Source organism: Anaeromyxobacter diazotrophicus, from assembly GCF_013340205.1.
GTDB classification, from domain to species: Bacteria; Myxococcota; Myxococcia; order Myxococcales; family Anaeromyxobacteraceae; genus Anaeromyxobacter_A; species Anaeromyxobacter_A diazotrophicus.
In genome coordinates this window covers 139,893-156,006 of the sequence record NZ_BJTG01000002.1, presented here as the reverse complement: position 1 = coordinate 156,006, position 16,114 = coordinate 139,893, and the positions used below count along the sequence as shown (strand labels likewise).

General features: G+C 73.3%; 14 protein-coding genes. 5 read left to right on the top strand and 9 right to left on the bottom strand.

Going from position 1 to position 16,114, the window contains the following annotated elements; translation table 11 throughout:
- Nucleotides 1–13: 13 nt before the first annotated feature.
- Nucleotides 14–427 carry a DoxX family protein gene (locus HWY08_RS03685; protein ID WP_235969439.1) on the bottom strand — a complete coding sequence of 138 codons (414 nt, stop codon included), beginning with the start codon at nucleotides 425–427 and terminating at the stop codon, nucleotides 14–16.
- Between the two features lie 126 nt (nucleotides 428–553).
- Between HWY08_RS03685 and HWY08_RS03680 the strand changes: the two genes are divergently transcribed.
- Nucleotides 554–754, top strand: a complete 201-nt coding sequence (locus HWY08_RS03680; protein ID WP_176063064.1) for a hypothetical protein — start codon at nucleotides 554–556, stop codon at nucleotides 752–754.
- Between the two features lie 26 nt (nucleotides 755–780).
- On the opposite strand, the gene HWY08_RS03675 is transcribed toward HWY08_RS03680, so the two are convergent.
- Complete coding sequence (locus HWY08_RS03675; protein WP_176063062.1) at nucleotides 781–1,758, bottom strand: hypothetical protein; 978 nt, start codon at nucleotides 1,756–1,758, stop codon at nucleotides 781–783.
- A gap of 304 nt (nucleotides 1,759–2,062) precedes the next feature.
- Here HWY08_RS03675 and HWY08_RS03670 point away from each other — a divergent pair, with 304 nt between their 5' ends.
- Nucleotides 2,063–3,361 (top strand): PAS domain-containing sensor histidine kinase, encoded by a 1,299-nt coding sequence (locus HWY08_RS03670; protein WP_176063059.1) that lies wholly within the window; start codon nucleotides 2,063–2,065, stop codon nucleotides 3,359–3,361.
- 2 nt (nucleotides 3,362–3,363) lie between these two features.
- Here HWY08_RS03670 and HWY08_RS03665 read toward each other — a convergent pair whose 3' ends face one another.
- The 5 genes from HWY08_RS03665 to HWY08_RS03645 form a co-directional block, all read right to left on the bottom strand.
- Nucleotides 3,364–4,728, bottom strand: a complete 1,365-nt coding sequence (locus tag HWY08_RS03665; RefSeq protein ID WP_176063057.1) for a mercuric reductase — start codon at nucleotides 4,726–4,728, stop codon at nucleotides 3,364–3,366.
- Between the two features lie 141 nt (nucleotides 4,729–4,869).
- On the bottom strand, nucleotides 4,870–6,366 hold the full coding sequence (locus HWY08_RS03660; protein WP_176063055.1) for a carbohydrate porin: 1,497 nt from the start codon (nucleotides 6,364–6,366) through the stop codon (nucleotides 4,870–4,872).
- Nucleotides 6,367–6,380: 14 nt separating this feature from the next.
- Nucleotides 6,381–8,495: a HAMP domain-containing methyl-accepting chemotaxis protein gene (locus HWY08_RS03655; RefSeq protein WP_235969438.1), complete on the bottom strand. Its 2,115-nt coding sequence runs from the start codon at nucleotides 8,493–8,495 to the stop codon at nucleotides 6,381–6,383.
- A gap of 220 nt (nucleotides 8,496–8,715) precedes the next feature.
- On the bottom strand, nucleotides 8,716–10,431 hold the full coding sequence (gene ptsP, locus HWY08_RS03650; RefSeq protein WP_176063053.1) for a phosphoenolpyruvate--protein phosphotransferase: 1,716 nt from the start codon (nucleotides 10,429–10,431) through the stop codon (nucleotides 8,716–8,718).
- Between the two features lie 12 nt (nucleotides 10,432–10,443).
- Nucleotides 10,444–10,719, bottom strand: a complete 276-nt coding sequence (locus HWY08_RS03645; RefSeq protein WP_209005110.1) for a hypothetical protein — start codon at nucleotides 10,717–10,719, stop codon at nucleotides 10,444–10,446.
- Between the two features lie 228 nt (nucleotides 10,720–10,947).
- Between HWY08_RS03645 and HWY08_RS03640 the strand changes: the two genes are divergently transcribed.
- Both HWY08_RS03640 and HWY08_RS03635 read left to right on the top strand, forming a co-directional pair.
- Nucleotides 10,948–12,006, top strand: a complete 1,059-nt coding sequence (locus HWY08_RS03640) for an NAD(P)-dependent alcohol dehydrogenase (protein ID WP_176063051.1) — start codon at nucleotides 10,948–10,950, stop codon at nucleotides 12,004–12,006.
- Nucleotides 12,007–12,042: 36 nt separating this feature from the next.
- A complete protein-coding gene (locus tag HWY08_RS03635; RefSeq protein ID WP_176063049.1) occupies nucleotides 12,043–12,957 on the top strand; it encodes a LysR family transcriptional regulator in 915 nt (304 codons plus the stop codon).
- An 18-nt stretch (nucleotides 12,958–12,975) separates the two neighbouring features.
- Here the strand turns inward: HWY08_RS03635 and HWY08_RS03630 are convergent, their stop codons facing one another.
- Nucleotides 12,976–14,268: a dicarboxylate/amino acid:cation symporter gene (locus tag HWY08_RS03630; protein WP_176063047.1), complete on the bottom strand. Its 1,293-nt coding sequence runs from the start codon at nucleotides 14,266–14,268 to the stop codon at nucleotides 12,976–12,978.
- A gap of 217 nt (nucleotides 14,269–14,485) precedes the next feature.
- Between HWY08_RS03630 and HWY08_RS03625 the strand changes: the two genes are divergently transcribed.
- Nucleotides 14,486–15,034: a YceI family protein gene (locus HWY08_RS03625; protein WP_176063045.1), complete on the top strand. Its 549-nt coding sequence runs from the start codon at nucleotides 14,486–14,488 to the stop codon at nucleotides 15,032–15,034.
- A gap of 78 nt (nucleotides 15,035–15,112) precedes the next feature.
- Here the strand turns inward: HWY08_RS03625 and HWY08_RS03620 are convergent, their stop codons facing one another.
- Nucleotides 15,113–15,883: a COG4705 family protein gene (locus HWY08_RS03620; RefSeq protein ID WP_176063043.1), complete on the bottom strand. Its 771-nt coding sequence runs from the start codon at nucleotides 15,881–15,883 to the stop codon at nucleotides 15,113–15,115.
- Nucleotides 15,884–16,114 lie beyond the last annotated feature (231 nt).

Genomic DNA, 16,114 nt, shown 5'->3' with positions numbered 1-16,114 from the left:
CGAGCCGCGCCGCTCACCTCCTCCGCAGCGCGTCGAGGCTCCACGGGCCGGCGCCGGCGGCCGAGTGGTAGAGCCAGACGAAGCAGAACAGGATGGCGGGGTGCCCCTGGTTGAGGACCGGCCAGAAGCCCTTCGGCGCGTGGCCGATGAAGTAGGCGAAGGCCATCTCCCCGGACAGCAGGAACGCCACCGGCCGCGTGAACAGGCCGACCAGGAGGAGCGCGCCGCCGAACGCCTCCAGGGCGCCCGCGATCCCCGGCAGCGACGCGAGCGGCACGGTGCCGCCGCCCGGGATGACCGCCGCCGGGAGCGCGAAGAGCTTCGCCGTCCCGAACTGGATGAAGAGGAAGGCGGCCACGATCCGGAGCAGGCTGAGCAGGTAGGGCGCGAGCGCGGACCAACGGGTGGCGGGGTTCGACGTCGTCACGAGGATCCTCCGCGAGCGGCCGAGCGGAAGCCGCCTCGCCCGGATCATCTGGCGCGCGCGGGGCCGACGCGCATGGCTCGCGCCCGCCGGACCCCAAGCGGGAGCCGCCGGGTTATCCTCGCGGCGATGGCGATCTGGCACGTCAGCGTGAACGGGACCCCGGCCTGCACCTCGCCCGTGCTGACCGCGGACGAGCGGCTCGAGCCGCCGATCTGCGGCAGCCGCAACCGCCAGCGCGTCGAGGAGTACGCCGTCCTGCTGCGGAGCCGCCACCCGGACGCGGAGGTCGAGGTGGTCGCCTACGGCTGCCCGACGCGCGGGGAGTAGCGGGCCGGCACGGCCCGCGGCGCCGCTCACAGGTCGCCGGACCTGCCCTCCGGCTTGCTCTCCGGCTTCCGCTCGGGCTCCGGGGCGGAGAGCTCCCGATCCGAGAAGAGGTAGGTGTCCTCGGAGCGGTCCTCGGTCTCCACCACGCGCCCCTCGGCCAGCCGCAGGCGGAGGCGCAGGCGCTCGCGCTGGGTCATCCGGTGCGGGATGAGCGTCTCCGGTTCCGTGACGAGGAGCAGCTCGATGTCCGCGTGCACGTCCTCGGGGGTCGCCTTCGCCGCCTCGGAGGTGGTGATCCGCCGGAGCCGGTCGAGCGTCGCCGGCCGGTCCCCCGGCGCCAGGCTGGCCCGGTACGAGAGCTGGACGCAGCGGCGCTCCGTCTCCTGCTCGGTGCACGGCACCCGCCCCTCGAGCCCGTACTCGACCTCGAGCAGCGCCTCGACCGCGACGATGTGCGGGACGTAGCCCTGGAGCTGCTTGCGCTTCGGCTGGTCGGGCGCGAGCTGCTCGCCCGCCCAGGCGCCCACCATGAGCTCCCAGTCGAACGCGGTCGAGCGGATGAGCGCCTGCCGCGCCTTCTCGCGCTCCTCGGGCGTGGCGGTCTTGATCGCCGCGAGCGCCTGGTCGAGGCCCTCGGCGCGCCTGAACCGGCCGTCGGGCGCGACGACCTGCACGAGCGCCTCGTTGATCTTCACGATGGACTCGAGGTCGGGCTCGTTGCCGCGGGCGGCGACGTCGCGGGTGGACACCCGGACCTCGCTCCCCTGCTTCTCCGCGACCATGCGCTGCCGGGCGATGAGGCCGGTCGGCTCCGCGCCCGACCGGCGCGCCTCGTGCGCGATGAGGACGTGCGACTGGAAGCCGTCGGGCCAGGCGAACTTGAGCTCGACCGGGCCCGCACCGCCGGCGCCGTCGCCCGTCTTCGCGGAGCCGCCCGGGTGCGCGCAGGCGAGCCCCGCCGAGCCGAGGAGGGCGAGGCTGCGCAGGAGGGACGTTCTCGACAAAGGGCACTCCGCCGTGACCGCGAGGGTGAACCAGCCACCGTGAGTTATCCGCGGCGGGGGCTCGCCGCCCGAGTTCTCGAGCCCGCCCGGGGCGCGCGCCGCGCGGCCGGCGAGGCCCCTCGCGACCTCGGCGGGGGAGGCGGCTGCAACCACACGTCCGTCCACCCGTTTTTCCGCACGGTGGCGGCCGCGGGCCGGGGTGGACGGCGCGGGCGAGCTCCTTCGCTCTGCGTGCGATCGTACGATGGGTCTCAGCTGGGGGTTGACCGGCCCGCCGCCAGGGCCGATCCTGTCCGCCCCTCGCATGTCCTCGTACACCCTCTGGTTGCTGTCGCCGAACCGGCGCGCTCGCGTCCGCCAGCTCGCGGCCGCGACCGGGGCGAGCGTGGTCGCGGCCTGGATCGTCGACGCCGCGGTCGACGCCGGCTTCCTCGGGGGCGTCTTCGTGCAGGAGCTGTTCCACCCCAGCGCCCCCGAGCTCTGGATGCGCGCGGTGGTGGCCACGCTCCTCGTCCTGCTCTTCGTCCGGACCCAGGATCGCGCGCGCCTCCAGCTCCTCACCGCGGCGCTCGCCGAGGCGCCCGACGGCGTCCAGGTGGTCGATGTCCAGGGCCGGGTCTGCTACTCCAACGCGGCCGTCCAGGCGCTCTACGGGTACGGGCCCGAGGAGCTGCGCGGCCGGCACGTCGACCTCATGAACGCCGACCCTCACTTCGCCGAGCGCATCATCCTCCCCGCGCTCCAGCGCGCCGGACGCTGGGCGGGCGAGCTCGACGTACGGCACAAGGACGGGCACGTGTTCCCCGTCTGGCTCGCGACCGCGCTGGTGCCGGGGGGCCTCGGGCGGCCGCCGGCCGCCATCGGCATCATCCGCGACATCTCCGAGCGGAAGCGCACCGAGGAGGAGCTGCGGGGCTACGCGCACCGGCTCGAGGACGCCAACCAGCTCAAGGAGCTGTTCGCCGACATCCTCCGCCACGATCTGCTCGGCCCGGTCAGCACGGTGAGGCTGGCCCTCGACCTGCTCGACAAGGAGGAGCACGCGCCGCGGTCGCAGCAGCTCGTGGCCCGGGCCCGCCGCGGCTGCGCCCAGCTCACCGAGATGATCGACAGCGCCGCCCTCTACGCGAAGGTGTCGGCGGCGCGGGAGATCGCGCTCGAGCAGCTCGACCTCGGAGCGGTGCTGGCGGAGGTGGTGGCGCAGAGCGAGCCCTTCGCCGAGGCGCGGCGCGGCCGCATCGCCTACCAGGGGCGCGGCGCGGGCTACCTCACGCGCGCGCACCCCCTGATCGCGGACGTCTTCGCGAACCTCATCTCGAACGCGGTCAAGTACGGCCCGGACCAGGGGACGGTGGCGGTCGGGGTGGAGGACGCGGGCGACCGCTGGCACGTGTCGGTGGCGGATCGCGGCGAGGGCGTCCCCGACGCCGACAAGCCCCGGCTGTTCAACCGGTTCGAGCGGCTCGGGAAGGCGGGCGTGAAGGGCACTGGCCTCGGGCTCGCCATCGCGAAGCGCATCGTCGAGATGCACGGGGGCGGGATCGCCGTCGAGGACAACCCCGGAGGCGGCGCCGTGTTCCGGGTGTCGCTGCCCAAGGGCTGAGCTCAGGACGCGAACCGCTCGAGGCTCATCACGAGCGTCTGCAGGCCCTCGGCGAAGGTGGGGTGGACGAACTCGGCGTCGACGATGGCGCGGACGGAGGCCTTCGCCTGGAGGAGCGCCACGAAGACGTGGATGAGCTCCCCCGCCTCGGCGCCGACGATCCCGGCCCCCAGCACCCGCTCCGTCGCGGGGTCGACGAGCACCTTCAGGAGGCCCGCCCGCTCGTCCACCTCGACCGCCCGGGCGATGCGCTCGAACGGCATCGTCGCGACCTCGTGGGGGATGCCCTGCTCCCGCGCCCGCCGCTCGTTCAGCCCCACGCCGGCCACCTGCGGGTCGGTGAACGCGCAGTACGGATAGGCGCGGCCGCCCCGGCCCCGCTGCGACCGGCCGGTGAGGAGGCCGAAGAGGAGGCGGTGGTCGTCCCAGGCGACGTGCGTGAACTGCGGCTCGCCGGTGACGTCGCCGACCGCGTACACCCCCGGCGCGCTCGTCCGGTACTGGTCGTCGATCTCGACGAAGCCGCGCGCGTCGAGCCGGATGCCCCCGGCGTCGCACCCGAGGTCGTCCGTGTTCGGCCTGCGCCCCGTCGCGACCAGCAGGTGCGTCCCGCGGACCTCCTCGCCGCCGGCGAGCCGCAGCGCCACGCCGCCGCCGGCGGAAGCGACCCGCTCGACCTTGGCCCCGAGGGCGAGGTGGAGCCCCTCGCCCCGGAACACCTCCTCGAGCGCGCGCGAGATGTCCGGGTCCTCCCGGTTGAGGAGGTGCTCGCCCGGGTCGACCACGGTCACCTCGGACCCGAAGCGCCGGAACATCTGCGCGAGCTCGCACCCGACGTAGCCGCCTCCGAGCGCCAGGAGGTGGGGCGGCAGGCTGCGCAGCTCCATCACCCTCCGGTTGTCGAGCCAGGGGACGGCGTCGAGCCCGGGGATGGGAGGCACCGCGGGCCGCGCCCCCACGTCGAGGACCACCGTCGCGGCCCGGTGCCGCTCCCCGCCCACGTCGAGCGTGCGCTCGCCGGTGAACCTGGCGTGCCCGCGGAGGAAGGTCAGCCGCTCGGTCCCCTGGAGCTTGCCGAGCACGGCCTCCCGCCACTGGCGGACGACCCCCTCCTTGCGCTCCACCACCGCGGCGAGATCCACCCGGACCTCCGCCGCGTGGACCCCGAGGCGTCCGGCCGTCCGGGCCACCTGCGCCGCCCGCGCGCTCGCGATCATGGTCTTCGTCGGCGTGCAGCCGGTGTTGGTGCAGGTCCCGCCCGGCTCGCCCCGCTCGACAAGCGCGACGCGCTTCCCCGCCGCGGCGAGCTTGGTCGCGAGCGGCACCCCGGCCTGCCCGCTGCCGATGACGATCGCGTCCCACTCCATGGCCGGACCCCCTTCGAGCCCTGGCCCATCGCCAGCCGCGCGCGAGCGGGCTCGATCTCAGGGTGGGGTCGGCGCGCGCGGCCGCGCTCGCCCGGAGGGCCCGTCGCCCGGCGCCTGCACGGCCCTCCCGCGAGCGACGGCCTAGGGGTACTCGACGTGCAGGCGCACGCCGGCGACGTTCACCGGGCCGCGGTCCGCGTTGTAGGCGGGGTTCGCGATGTGCTGCGCGTCGAAGGTGAGCCAGAACCCCTTGAACGCGTTCACGCTGTAGTAGGCCTCGAGGATCTGCTCGGGGCGGTAACGGTCGAGCCGCCCGTCGCCGATGAGGAAGCCGAGGCCGCCCACCCCGAGGTAGGCGCGGTGGTCGTCGGAGAGCGCGTCGAGCGCCCACGCGAACCCGAGCGTGTCGCCGGGCCGGCGCCAGTACCGGCCGTCGACGCTCGCGCCGGCCGCCACCGCGCGCTCGATCTCGGCGTAGCTGTACGTCTCGGTCCGCCCGTCGTTGAAGCTCAGCCGGCCGAAGAGCCCGACGCCCGGGAGGACGTTCTGCTCGAAGCTCACGCCGAGGCCGTACTTGGCCTGATCGCGCCGGACGCTGGCGACGTCCGGGGCGCCGCCGTTCGCCGCCGCGTACCGGAGGGCGTCGCGGAAGCTCCCCATCCGCGTGAAGTTGCGGATACCCAGCACCCGCACCTTGCCGGGCTGGCCGAGGACGGTGTGGCCGTGCTCGATCTCGACGGTGTCGCTGTAGTGGTCGAGGACGTGCGCGTCCAGCGCCAGCCCGTTCGACTCGATGGGCTCGGCGAAGCGCCCGGCGCGGAACGCCCAGTTCTCCTGGTAGTACTCGACCGTGATCCCCCAGGTGTAGCCGCGCACGTCGGCCGGGTAATCCGTCGCGCCGTAGCTCATGAGCGCCCAGTTGAGGAACTGCGTGCGGGGGTCGTGCGAGAAGGCGTTCCCGTCGAAGACGTCCCCCCAGGAGAAGTTCCCGGCCGTCACGACCAGCCGCCGGCTGCGGGTCGCGCCCCCGAACTGGTTCGGGCCCGCTTCGAGCGTGGCGGCCTCCCCCCCGAGGTCGACGGTCTGCCGCAGGAACACGCGCGCCCGGTACAGGGTCGGGATCGGACCGCCGCTCTTCTGGTTCTCGCCGTTCGAGAGCCCGCCCAGCCCGGAGAGGTGGGAGATGTCCTGGGACTGGATCGTCTCCGGGTCGAAGAACAGCTCCAGGCCCGACCACGGCCGCACCCCGAGGAACGCCGTCGCGCTGAGCGTGTAGCCGGTCTCCGGCGCGGTCGTGAGGCTGTTCGGGCCGGTGTAGGGGGCCTGGAACCCCGCCTTGCGCTGCAGGACGTACGTGCTCTGGAAGCCGACGCTCCACCACGCCGGCGGCTCGGCGGGCGCGGCGGCCTCGCCGGGCGGCGGCGCCGGTCGCGGGGTGAACGGGGTGAACGAGCGCGCCAGCGCGATCTCGGACGCCGGGGGCGCGTCCGCCGGCGGCGGCGCGCCTCCCGCCTCGGGGGCGGGCGCGGCGGCGCGCTCCTCGGCGCGCTCCTCGGCGCGCGCGGCGGGCGCGCCGGCGGCGAGCGCGAGGGAGCACAGCGACAGCGCGAGCAGCAGGGGTCGGGTGCGGGGGTCCATGGGTTCCTCGCCGATCACGCCGTGGCGCGGGGAGAGCTCCAGCGAGCCGGCGCGGCGGACGCGCGCACACCGGGCCCGCGCAGCGCCGCCGCCCTCGTCCCGAGGGCGGCGCCGTCCTTCGACTCGAGCTGGAAGACCCCGACCATGGCCGCGAGCTCCTCAGCCTGGCCGGACAGCTCGGACGCGGCCGACGAGGACTCCTCGGAGCTGGCGGCGTTCTGCTGGGTGACGGTGTTCATCTGCTCCATCGCCCGGCTGACCTGGGCGATGCCGGCCGCCTGCTCCTTCGCGGACGCCGAGATCTCGGCCACGAGGTCGGTCATCTTGGAGACCGACCCGACGATCTCGGAGAGCCGCTCGTTCACGTGGCCCGCCGTGACCTCGCCCTCCCCGGCCTCCTTCACCGACTGCCGGATGAGGGCCTCGGTCTTGTTGGCGGCCTCCTTCGAGCGGAGCGCCAGCGACCGCACCTCCTCCGCCACCACCGCGAAGCCCCGGCCCGCCTCGCCCGCGCGCGCCGCCTCCACCGCCGCGTTGAGCGCGAGGAGGTTCGTCTGGAAGGCGATCTCGTTGATGTCCTTGATGATCTGCGAGGTGCCTTCGGCCGACGCCTTGATCTTGCCCATGGCGGCGGTCATCTGCTCCATCGCCGCGGCGCCCTCGGTGGCGGCGCCCCTCGCCGCCGTGGTGAGCGCCGACGCCTGCTGGGCGTTGTCGGCCGCCTGCTTCGTCATCGCGGACATCGACTCCAGGCTGGAGCTCGTCTCCTCCAGCGAGCTGGCCTGCTCGGAGGCGCCGCTCGCCACGGCCTGGCTCGAGGAGGCGATCTGCGCCGACGCCGACGAGACCTGCCCGACCGCCTGCGCGACCTGCGCCAGGGCGTCGTGCAGCGCCTCCGCCGTCGCGTTGAGCGCCTCGGAGATCTTGGCGTGGTCGCCCCGGTACTGGCCGCTCACGCGCGCCCGCAGGTCGCGCTGGGCGAGGTGCTCGAGGACCTCCGTCGCCTCGTCCACCGGCTTCATCACCGCGTCGAGGGTGCCGTTGAAGCCCTCCACGATCTTGCGGAAGTCGCCCTGGTGCCGGTCCGCGTCGGCGCGCGCCGAGAGGTTCCCCTCGAGCGCCGCGGCCGCGAGCGCCTTGCCGTCCTGGACCACCGCCGCCACCGCCGCGATGCAGCGGTTGAGCGAGTCCTTGATGATCTCGAAGTCCCCCTGGAAGCGCTCGGCGATGGGCTCCGGGAGATCGCCCTTCGAGATGCGCTCGATGCGCTCCACCGTGAGCCCCAGGGGGCGCGCGAAGGCGTCCACCGTGGCGTTCATCCCCTGCACGACCGGCCTGAACTCCGGGTGCACGGCGGCCGGATCGGCCCGGACCTTCAGGTCACCTCGCTCCACCGCGCCGGTGACCTGGGCCGCCTCGTGCACGAGCCGGCGCAGGGTCGCGCGGATGCCGCGCGCGATGAGGAGCCCGAGGGCGAAGACGCCCAGGCTGCCCACCAGCACCGTGACCACGATGACGGTGATGGCGGCGCTCGAGGTGACGTCGGCCTCCTTGCGCGCCTCCGCGAGGTCCGACTCCATCACGTCCTGCAGCGCGTCGATGGTCTTCTGCGCCGGGGTGAGCGCCGCGAGCTGGGCGGTGTAGGCGCTCCAGGCGCGCGCCTGGACCTCCTGCAGGTCGGGGCGGCCCGCGCGGCGAGCCTCCTCCCACTGCGAGATGGCGGAGCGCGCCTGGCCCACCGACTGCTCCCAGCCGACCACGAGCGGCTTCGCCTCGCGCCAGGCGCGCGTGACCGTCGGGCCCTGGGTGGTCCGCTCGAAGGCGGCGATGGCGTCGTCGATGTGCTTCAGCCCCTCGGCGTAGCCCTCGCGAGCCGCCAGGCGGATGGGATCGTCGAGCCCGAGCTCCGTCATGTAGAGGACGTTCAGGTACCTGGCGACGAGCCCCTCGCCCTCGGCCACGTTCCCCAGCGCCACCACCGCCGGAGCGTCGTTCTTCACCACGTCCTCCAGCTGAGCCGAGACCCGGTGCGTCCCCACGTAGGCGGAGACGCCGACGAGCGCGGTGATGGCGACGGCCACGGCGTAGCCGAGCAGGATCTTCGTTCCGACCCGAAGGCGAGCGAGCATGGAGGACTTCCTCGTTGGGGTGAGGCGAGCCGATGCATTCGGGGAACCGAGCCCCGCGGCCGGCTCGCAATGCGGGATCCGTGCCCGGAGGCATGACACGTTCGGCGCCCCGGCGGCTCGGGCGGAACCTCGCGGGCTTACGCCGTACCGCACGCCGGAGCGCGCGGGGGGCGCTACGCACCCAGGGTTGATTGACCTGGGGCACCCTCTCCCGCCTCGCTCACCGTCCTGTCGCGCCGAGGAGCGCCACGATCTCGGCGACGGTCCCCAGCTCCAGGGCCCTGCGGGCCAGCTCCTCCGCCGCGTCGAGTCGCACCCTGCGGATGGCGTCCTTCACCTCCAGCAGCTCACCGGGCGCGACGCTGAACTGACGCAGCCCCAGGCCGAGCAGCAGGGCGGTGAGGGTGGGATCGCCGGCCATCTCGCCGCAGATGGTGAGCTCGCGGCCGGCGCTGCTCGCCGCCTCCGCCACCGAGCGGATCAGCTGCAGGACCGCCGGGTGCAGCGGGTGGTAGCTCGGAGCGACGCCCCCGTCCTCGCGGTCCGCCGCGAGCACGTACTGCACGAGATCGTTCGTCCCGAGGCTGAGGAAGTCGACCTCGCGCAACAGGCTCCGCGCCATCAAGGCCGCCGACGGCAGCTCGATCATGGCGCCGAGCGGCGCCTCGGCGTCGAAGCGCCTCCCCGCCTCGGAGAGCTCGCGCTGAACCTGACGCACGACGTCGCGCGCTCGCCGCACGTCCTCCAGCCCACGCACGACGGGGAGCAGGATCGAGATCGGATGGTCCGCGCTCACCCGCAGGAAGGCGCGCAGCTGAGCCCTCAGGACGTCCACGTGCTCGAGCAGGAGCCCGATGCCCCGCTGAGCCAGCGAGGGGTTGCGGGACGCTGGCAGCGGAAAGTACGGCAGGGTCTTGTCGCCACCCAGATCCAGCAGCCGGAGCACCAGCCGGCGCGGGTGGAGGCGCTCCGCCGAGCGCGCGAGGAACTCGTACTGCTCGTCCTCGGCCGGGAAGCGGTCGCGGATGGTGAACTGGAACTCGGTCCGGTAGAGCCCGACGCCCTCGGCCCGATAGAGGAGCGCGGCCTCCGTGTCGGCCAGCTTGTTGACGTTGGCGAGCAGCGGGATGGCCGTCCCGTCCGCCGTGGTCGAAGGGAGGTCGACGAGGTGCCGCAGCCTCTCCTTTTGGCCGCCGAGCTCGGCCTGCAGCCGGTCGTACTCGCGTTCGACCGATCGCTCCGGGTTGACGAACACGATGCCCGCGAGGCCGTCCACGATGACCTGGTCGCCGGTCCTGATCTTCCGCGACGCCTCCGGCACCGCGGCGACCGCCGGGGTGCCGAGCGAGCGCGCCAGGATCGAGCTGTGCGAGAACCTGCTGCCGCGCTCGGTCACGAACCCCCGCGCGCGGCTCACCTCGAGGCGGGCGGTGACGGACGGCAGCAGCTCCTCCGTCACGACGACGGCGTCCGGAGGGATCTCCAGGCAGCCGGTGCCTCGCTGCTCGATCAGGGCCGACAGGATGCGGCGGCCGACGTCGCGCACGTCGGCCGCCCGCTCCCTGATGTAGCCGTCCCGGACGGCTTCGAGGTCGCGCGTCTGGGCGTCGATGAAGTCCGAGAGCGCCGCCTCCACGTTGACGAGCTTCTCGCCCATCGCCCGGAGGACGCCGTCGCGCAGGCCGGGGTCCCGCACGACGAGCGCCTGGGCGCCGAAGATGTCGGCCTGGGTGGGGCCGATCCTCTCCAGCACGTCCCGCTGGAGCGTCACCAGCTCCGCCTCGGCCCGGTCCAGCGCCCCGTCGAAGCGCAGGCGCTCGCCCTCCAGCTCCGAGGCCTGGATGCGGCGGCGCGGCGCGGGAGCCCGGTTGCCGCAGGTGATGACGAACGCTACCCCTCGGGCGATCCCCGGAGATACGGCCGTGCCGCGGAGCATGGGCGCCCGCGGCTAGAGCCCCGGGCGCTCGGCGTCGTGGGCGTGCGCGATCGCGTGCCGGACGGCGGGGGCCAGGCGGGCCGCGTCCACGATCACCTTCTCGGAGTGGACGTCGACGATGGCGTCGAGCGGGATGCAGTGGTCGCCGCCGTTCTCGATGTTGACCAGCAGCTCCAGGCGACCGGCCGGGCAGACGTCGCGGACCGCACCGAACTCCGCGCCGCCGTCGCGGTCGAAGACCTGGAAGCCGACCTGGATGCTCTCTTGCCACTTCCGCTCATGGGTCATCGCTGCTCCTGGACCACCGACGCGGCGCGAGGGAACGGTGTAGGGCGCGGCTCGCGGCGGGGAACCGTCCAGATGGGGTACGGCAGGCGCCGCCCGGGCGTGAAGTTTTTCTAAACGGCCCATGCGCTCCCCGCCCGTTTCGGGAGCTCGGGCCAGCGCGTAGGTTCCTCGGGCGCCGGGCAGTGCCCGCGCGCGAGTCGCAGTGAACCTCGGAAGGAGCACCCGTCCATGACCCACGTGAAGGCTTACTCCGCAGCGGGCGCGACGTCGCCGCTCGCCGCCACCACGATCGCGCGGCGCGATCCCACCCCGCACGACGTGCAGCTCGAGATCCTCTTCTGCGGGGTCTGCCACTCCGATCTCCACACGGTCCGGAACGAGTGGAGCGGCGTGATGCCCTCCGTCTACCCCTGCGTCCCTGGCCACGAGATCGTCGGCCGCGTGAAGAAGGTGGGCGCCGCGGTCACCCGGTTCGCGCCCGGCGACCTGGCCGCGGTGGGCTGCCTGGTGGACTCCGACGGCACCTGCCCCGAGTGCCAGGCCGGCCTCGAGCAGTTCTGCCCGAACGGCACCCTCACCTACAACGGGCGCGACAAGCACCTCGGGGGCGTCACCTACGGCGGCTACTCCGGCGGCGTGGTCGTCGACGAGCGGTTCGTCCTACGCGTCCCGTCGAACCTCGACCTGGCGGGGGCCGCGCCGCTGCTCTGCGCGGGGATCACGACCTACTCGCCGATGCGTCACTGGGGCGTCACCCGGGGCAAGAAGGTGGGCGTGGTCGGACTGGGCGGCCTGGGGCACATGGGCGTGAAGTTCGCCCACGCGCTCGGGGCCCACGTCGTCGCCTTCACCACCTCGCCCCGCAAGAAGGAGGACGCGCTCCGCCTCGGCGCCGACGAGGTGGTCGTGTCGCGCAACGCGGACGAGATGCGCAAGCACGCCGGCAGCTTCGACTTCATCCTCGACGCCGTCTCCGCCGACCACGACATCAACGCGTACATCCAGCTCCTCCGCCGCGACGGCAACATCACCCTCGTCGGCGCGCCGGAGAAGCCCCTCCCCGTCTCCGCCTTCGGCCTCCTCATGGGACGTCGCAGCCTGTCCGGCTCGCCCATCGGCGGCCTCCGCGAGACGCAGGAGATGCTCGACTTCTGCGGCGAGCACGGCCTCACGGCGGACGTCGAGGTCATCCCCATCCAGAAGATCAACGAGGCGTACGAGCGGCTGCTCAGGTCGGACGTGAAGTACCGCTTCTCCATCGACATGGCCTCGCTGGAGGCCGGGTAGACCTGAGCGGGCGCCCTCGTGTAGGAAACCTTCACGGTGGCCTTCACCCCGCTCAACGGCCTCAACGCCTACCTCGCGGTCGCGCGCCGCCGCAGCTTCGCGGCCGCGGCCCGGGACCTCGGCGTCTCCACCTCCGCGCTGAGCCAGTCCGTCCGGCAGCTCGAGGCGCGCCTCGGCGTGACGCTGCTCACGCGGACCTCGCGGACGGTGGCGCTCACCGAGGCGGGGCAGCGCCTGCTGGAGAACGCCGGCCCCGCGGTGGAGCAGGCGCTCGAGTCCCTCAAGACCGTGTCGGCCCGGCCTGGCGAGGTCACGGGCCGCGTCCGGCTCTCGGTGCCCAGCGCGGCGGTGGCGCTCGTCGCCCGGCTGCTGCCGCGCTTCCTGGAGCGGCATCCGCGGGTGGAGGTCGAGGTCCTGGCCGAGAACCGGTTCGTGAACATCGTCGCCGAGGGCGTCGACGCCGGCATCCGCCTGTCCGAGTCGATCGAGCGCGACATGGTGCAGGTCCGGCTCGCGGACCCGGGCCGCTTCGTCGTGGCGGGGGCTCCCTCGTATCTGGCGCGACGCGGCACCCCGGAGAGGCCCCAGGACCTGCTCCAGCACGCCTGCCTCTGCATCCGCATGTCCACCAGCGGCGCGCGCTACGCTTGGGAGCTCGAGCGCGGGAAGAAGGCGTGGCGCGTCCCGGTCGAAGGACCGGTGACGACGAACGACCCCGAGCTGATGCGACTCCTCGCGGTCGCCGGGACCGGCCTCCTCTACGTCTTCGAGCCGCTGATCGCGGACGACCTGCGCCGCGGGAGCCTGCGCCTCGTCCTCGAGCCGTACGCGGCAGCCGTGCCGGGGTTCTTCCTCTACTTCCCCAGCCGCGCCCAGGTGTCGCCTGCGTTCAGGGCGTTCGTGGACGTCGCTCGCGCGGAGACGGCCGAGGCGAGGCAGCGCGCGCGCTGAGGCGCCGGCCGGTCGGCGTCACTCCCCGACCGCGCTCCTGCGCTCCGGGACCTCGGCGACCGCGAGGCGGCCCGGACCGAGGATGAGCGCGCCGGGGGCGATCGCCTTCTCCCAGTGCGCGACCACCGCGGTGGCGACGCAGTTCCCCACCACGTTCACGCAGGAGCGCCCCATGTCCATGAGCTCGTCGATGGCGAGCAGGATGGCGACGCCCTCGAGCGGCAGGTGGAAGGCGGTGAGCGCCCCCGCGAGCACGACCAGCGAGGAGCGCGGCACGCCCGCGACGCCCTTGGTCGTGAGCATGAGCACGCCCATGATGGCGAGCTGCTCGCCGAGCGGGAGGTGCAGGCCGGCGGCCTGCGCCACGAACATCACCGCCAGCGAGAGGTACAGGGTCGAGCCGTCGAGGTTGAAGGAGTAGCCCGCCGGCATCACGAAGGCGACGATCGAGCGCGGCACGCCGATCCGCTCCATCGCCTCCATCGCCCGCGGCATGGCCGCCTCCGACGAGGTGGTCGTGAAGGCGATCACCGCCGGCTCGCGGATGGCCGCGAGGAAGGTCCGCAGGTGGAGGCGCGTGAGGAGCCACATCGCCAGGAACAGGAGGGCGAAGAAGACGGCGAGGCACCCGTAGAGCGTCCCGACCACCTTGAGCAGCGGAATGAGGACCCGGATCCCCTTGGCGCCCAGCGTCGCGGCCATGGCCGCGCCCACCCCGAGGGGCGCGAACCTCATCACGAAGCCGACGACCTTGAACATCACCTCAGCGCCCGACTCGGCGAGGCCCTTCACCGCCGCCGCCTTCTCCCCGGCCGCGCCGATGGCGAGCCCGACGAAGAGCGCGAAGACGACGATCTGGAGGATGTCGTTCCGCGCCAGCGCGTCGAAGATCGAGACCGGGAACGCCTCGAGGACGAAGTCGACGGCGCCCTTCGCCTTCGCCAGCTTGCCCGCCGCGCCGGCGTCGGTCGCGAGCCCGACGCCGACGCCGGGCTGGACGAGGTTCGCGCCGGTCAGTCCCACCACGAGCGCGAGGGTCGTGGCTGCCTCGAACCAGAGGATCGCCTTGAGGCCGACGCGGCCGACCATCTTCCCGCCCGCGCCGGCGATCCCGGCGATGAGCGTCGTCAGGACGAGCGGCCCGACGATCATCTTGATGAGGCGGAGGAACAGCTGGCCCACGGGCTTGAGCGCGACGCCGGCGCTCGGGAAGAGCCAGCCGACGAGGACGCCCGCGACGAGGCCGAGCATGATCTGCTGCGTGGGGGAGATGCGGAAGCCGCGCCGGGCGGCAGCCTGGGGAGGGGCCATGGCGGCGGTGGCTTAGCACGCGGCGCACGTGCGGATCGATGAAGGCAGGTGTGGGCACCACCCCTGGGGGCGGGCGCCCGGCCGGTCGCGCGCCGAGCTTCCCGGATCGTTCCAACAATGGAACAGAGATGTGCCGCGTCGGCCGTTGCGCCTACGCTGCAACAGCGGCATGTTCTCCCCGTCACGAGCGAACCGCTCCTCTCCAAAGGACACGAACATGACGAACACCTGGGACATCGACGTCAGCCACTCCGCCATCCAGTTTCACGTGCGCCACATGGTCATCTCGAAGGTGCACGGCCGCTTCGCGAAGTGGGCCGGCGCGATCCAGCTCGACCCGCAGGACCTCACCCGCTCCTCGGTGGAGGTGACCATCGACGCCGCCTCGATCGACACGCAGGTGGCGGACCGCGACACGCACCTCCGCTCGGCCGACTTCCTCGACGTCGCGAAGTACCCCCAGCTCACCTTCCGCTCCCGGAGGATCGAGCGGGCCGGCGACGGCTACCGGGTGTCCGGCGAGCTCGAGCTGCACGGCGTGAAGCGCGAGGTGGTCCTCGACGCCGAGTTCACCGGCACGGGGAAGGACCCGTGGGGCAACGAGCGCGCCGGCTTCGCCGCCAAGACCTCGCTCGACCGCCGCGAGTTCGGGCTGGTCTGGAACGCGGCGCTCGAGGCGGGCGGCGTGCTCGTCGGCGAGAAGGTCGAGATCACCATCGAGCTGGAGGCCGTGAAGAAGGTCGCCGGCGCGACCCAGGCCGCGTAGCCCGGCTCCGCCGCCGCCGCCGCGCCCGGCTCGAGGCGCTGCGGCGCGCGCGGCGACCGTGCTGCGCCCGCGCGGGACTCACGCTGCCGACGTAGCTTCCGGGCGCCTTCGCCGGCTGGCGAGCGCGACCACGGCGACCATCGCCGCCGCGATGAGGAACGACGAGGTGAAGCGGCCGAACGCCAGCCCCCCGTCCTGGCGCGGCTTCGTCAGCGTGTCGCCCAGCGTCGCGCCGAGCGGGCGCGTGAGGACATACGCGGCCCAGAAGAGCAGCGTCCCCGGGATCCGGGTGAAGAAGTGCGCCGCCGCGACGACCGCCAGCAGGGCGGCGAACACGGCGGCGCCGCGCTCGAAGCCGAGTCCCGCGCTGGTCGCGACGAAGTCGCCGAGCGCGGTGCCGAGCGTGTTCGAGACGAGGATCGTCACCCAGTAGAACAACTCGTCCTTCCGCGAGGTGACCTGGTCCACCGCGATGGCGCCGGTCGTGGCGCGCCAGACCGCGAGCACGAGGACGACGGCGCAGAGCAGCACCGCCGAGGACTTCACGTACCCCAGCCCGAGCGTGCGGTCGAAGTAGTCGGAGGTCGTCGTGCCGACCGTGGTCGTCGCGACCACGACGGCCCAGTAGAAGGCGGGGTGGTAGCGGCGCGACGCGACCTGGGCCCCCGCCGACACGCAGAAGAACGCCAAGAAGATGACCGTGCTGACGGCGTACCCGAGGTCGAGCGTCATCGAGAGGGCGTCGCCGCCCGTCTCGCCGACGGTGGTCGCCAGGATCTTCGCCACCCAGAACGCCAAGGTGACGCTCGGGACCTTGCTCGAGGTGCGATCGCTCCAGGCCTGCTCCATGCGGTAAGGCTAGATATGGGCCGCGCCGCGCGCGAGGCGCGCGCCTGCATCTCGGAGGGCGTTCGAAGGCCATGGGGCCGGCAGCCGCGGGCCACCGACGCGCGACGTCGTCTCCCCAGGTGTCACTCGGTTCCGGGAAGCCGATCCGCGCGACACGGTCCTCCCGACGAGTGATTGCCCGGGCGCGCGAGGGCATGCCATGTTCGCGCTCGCCCCTTCGCCGGGCAGCTC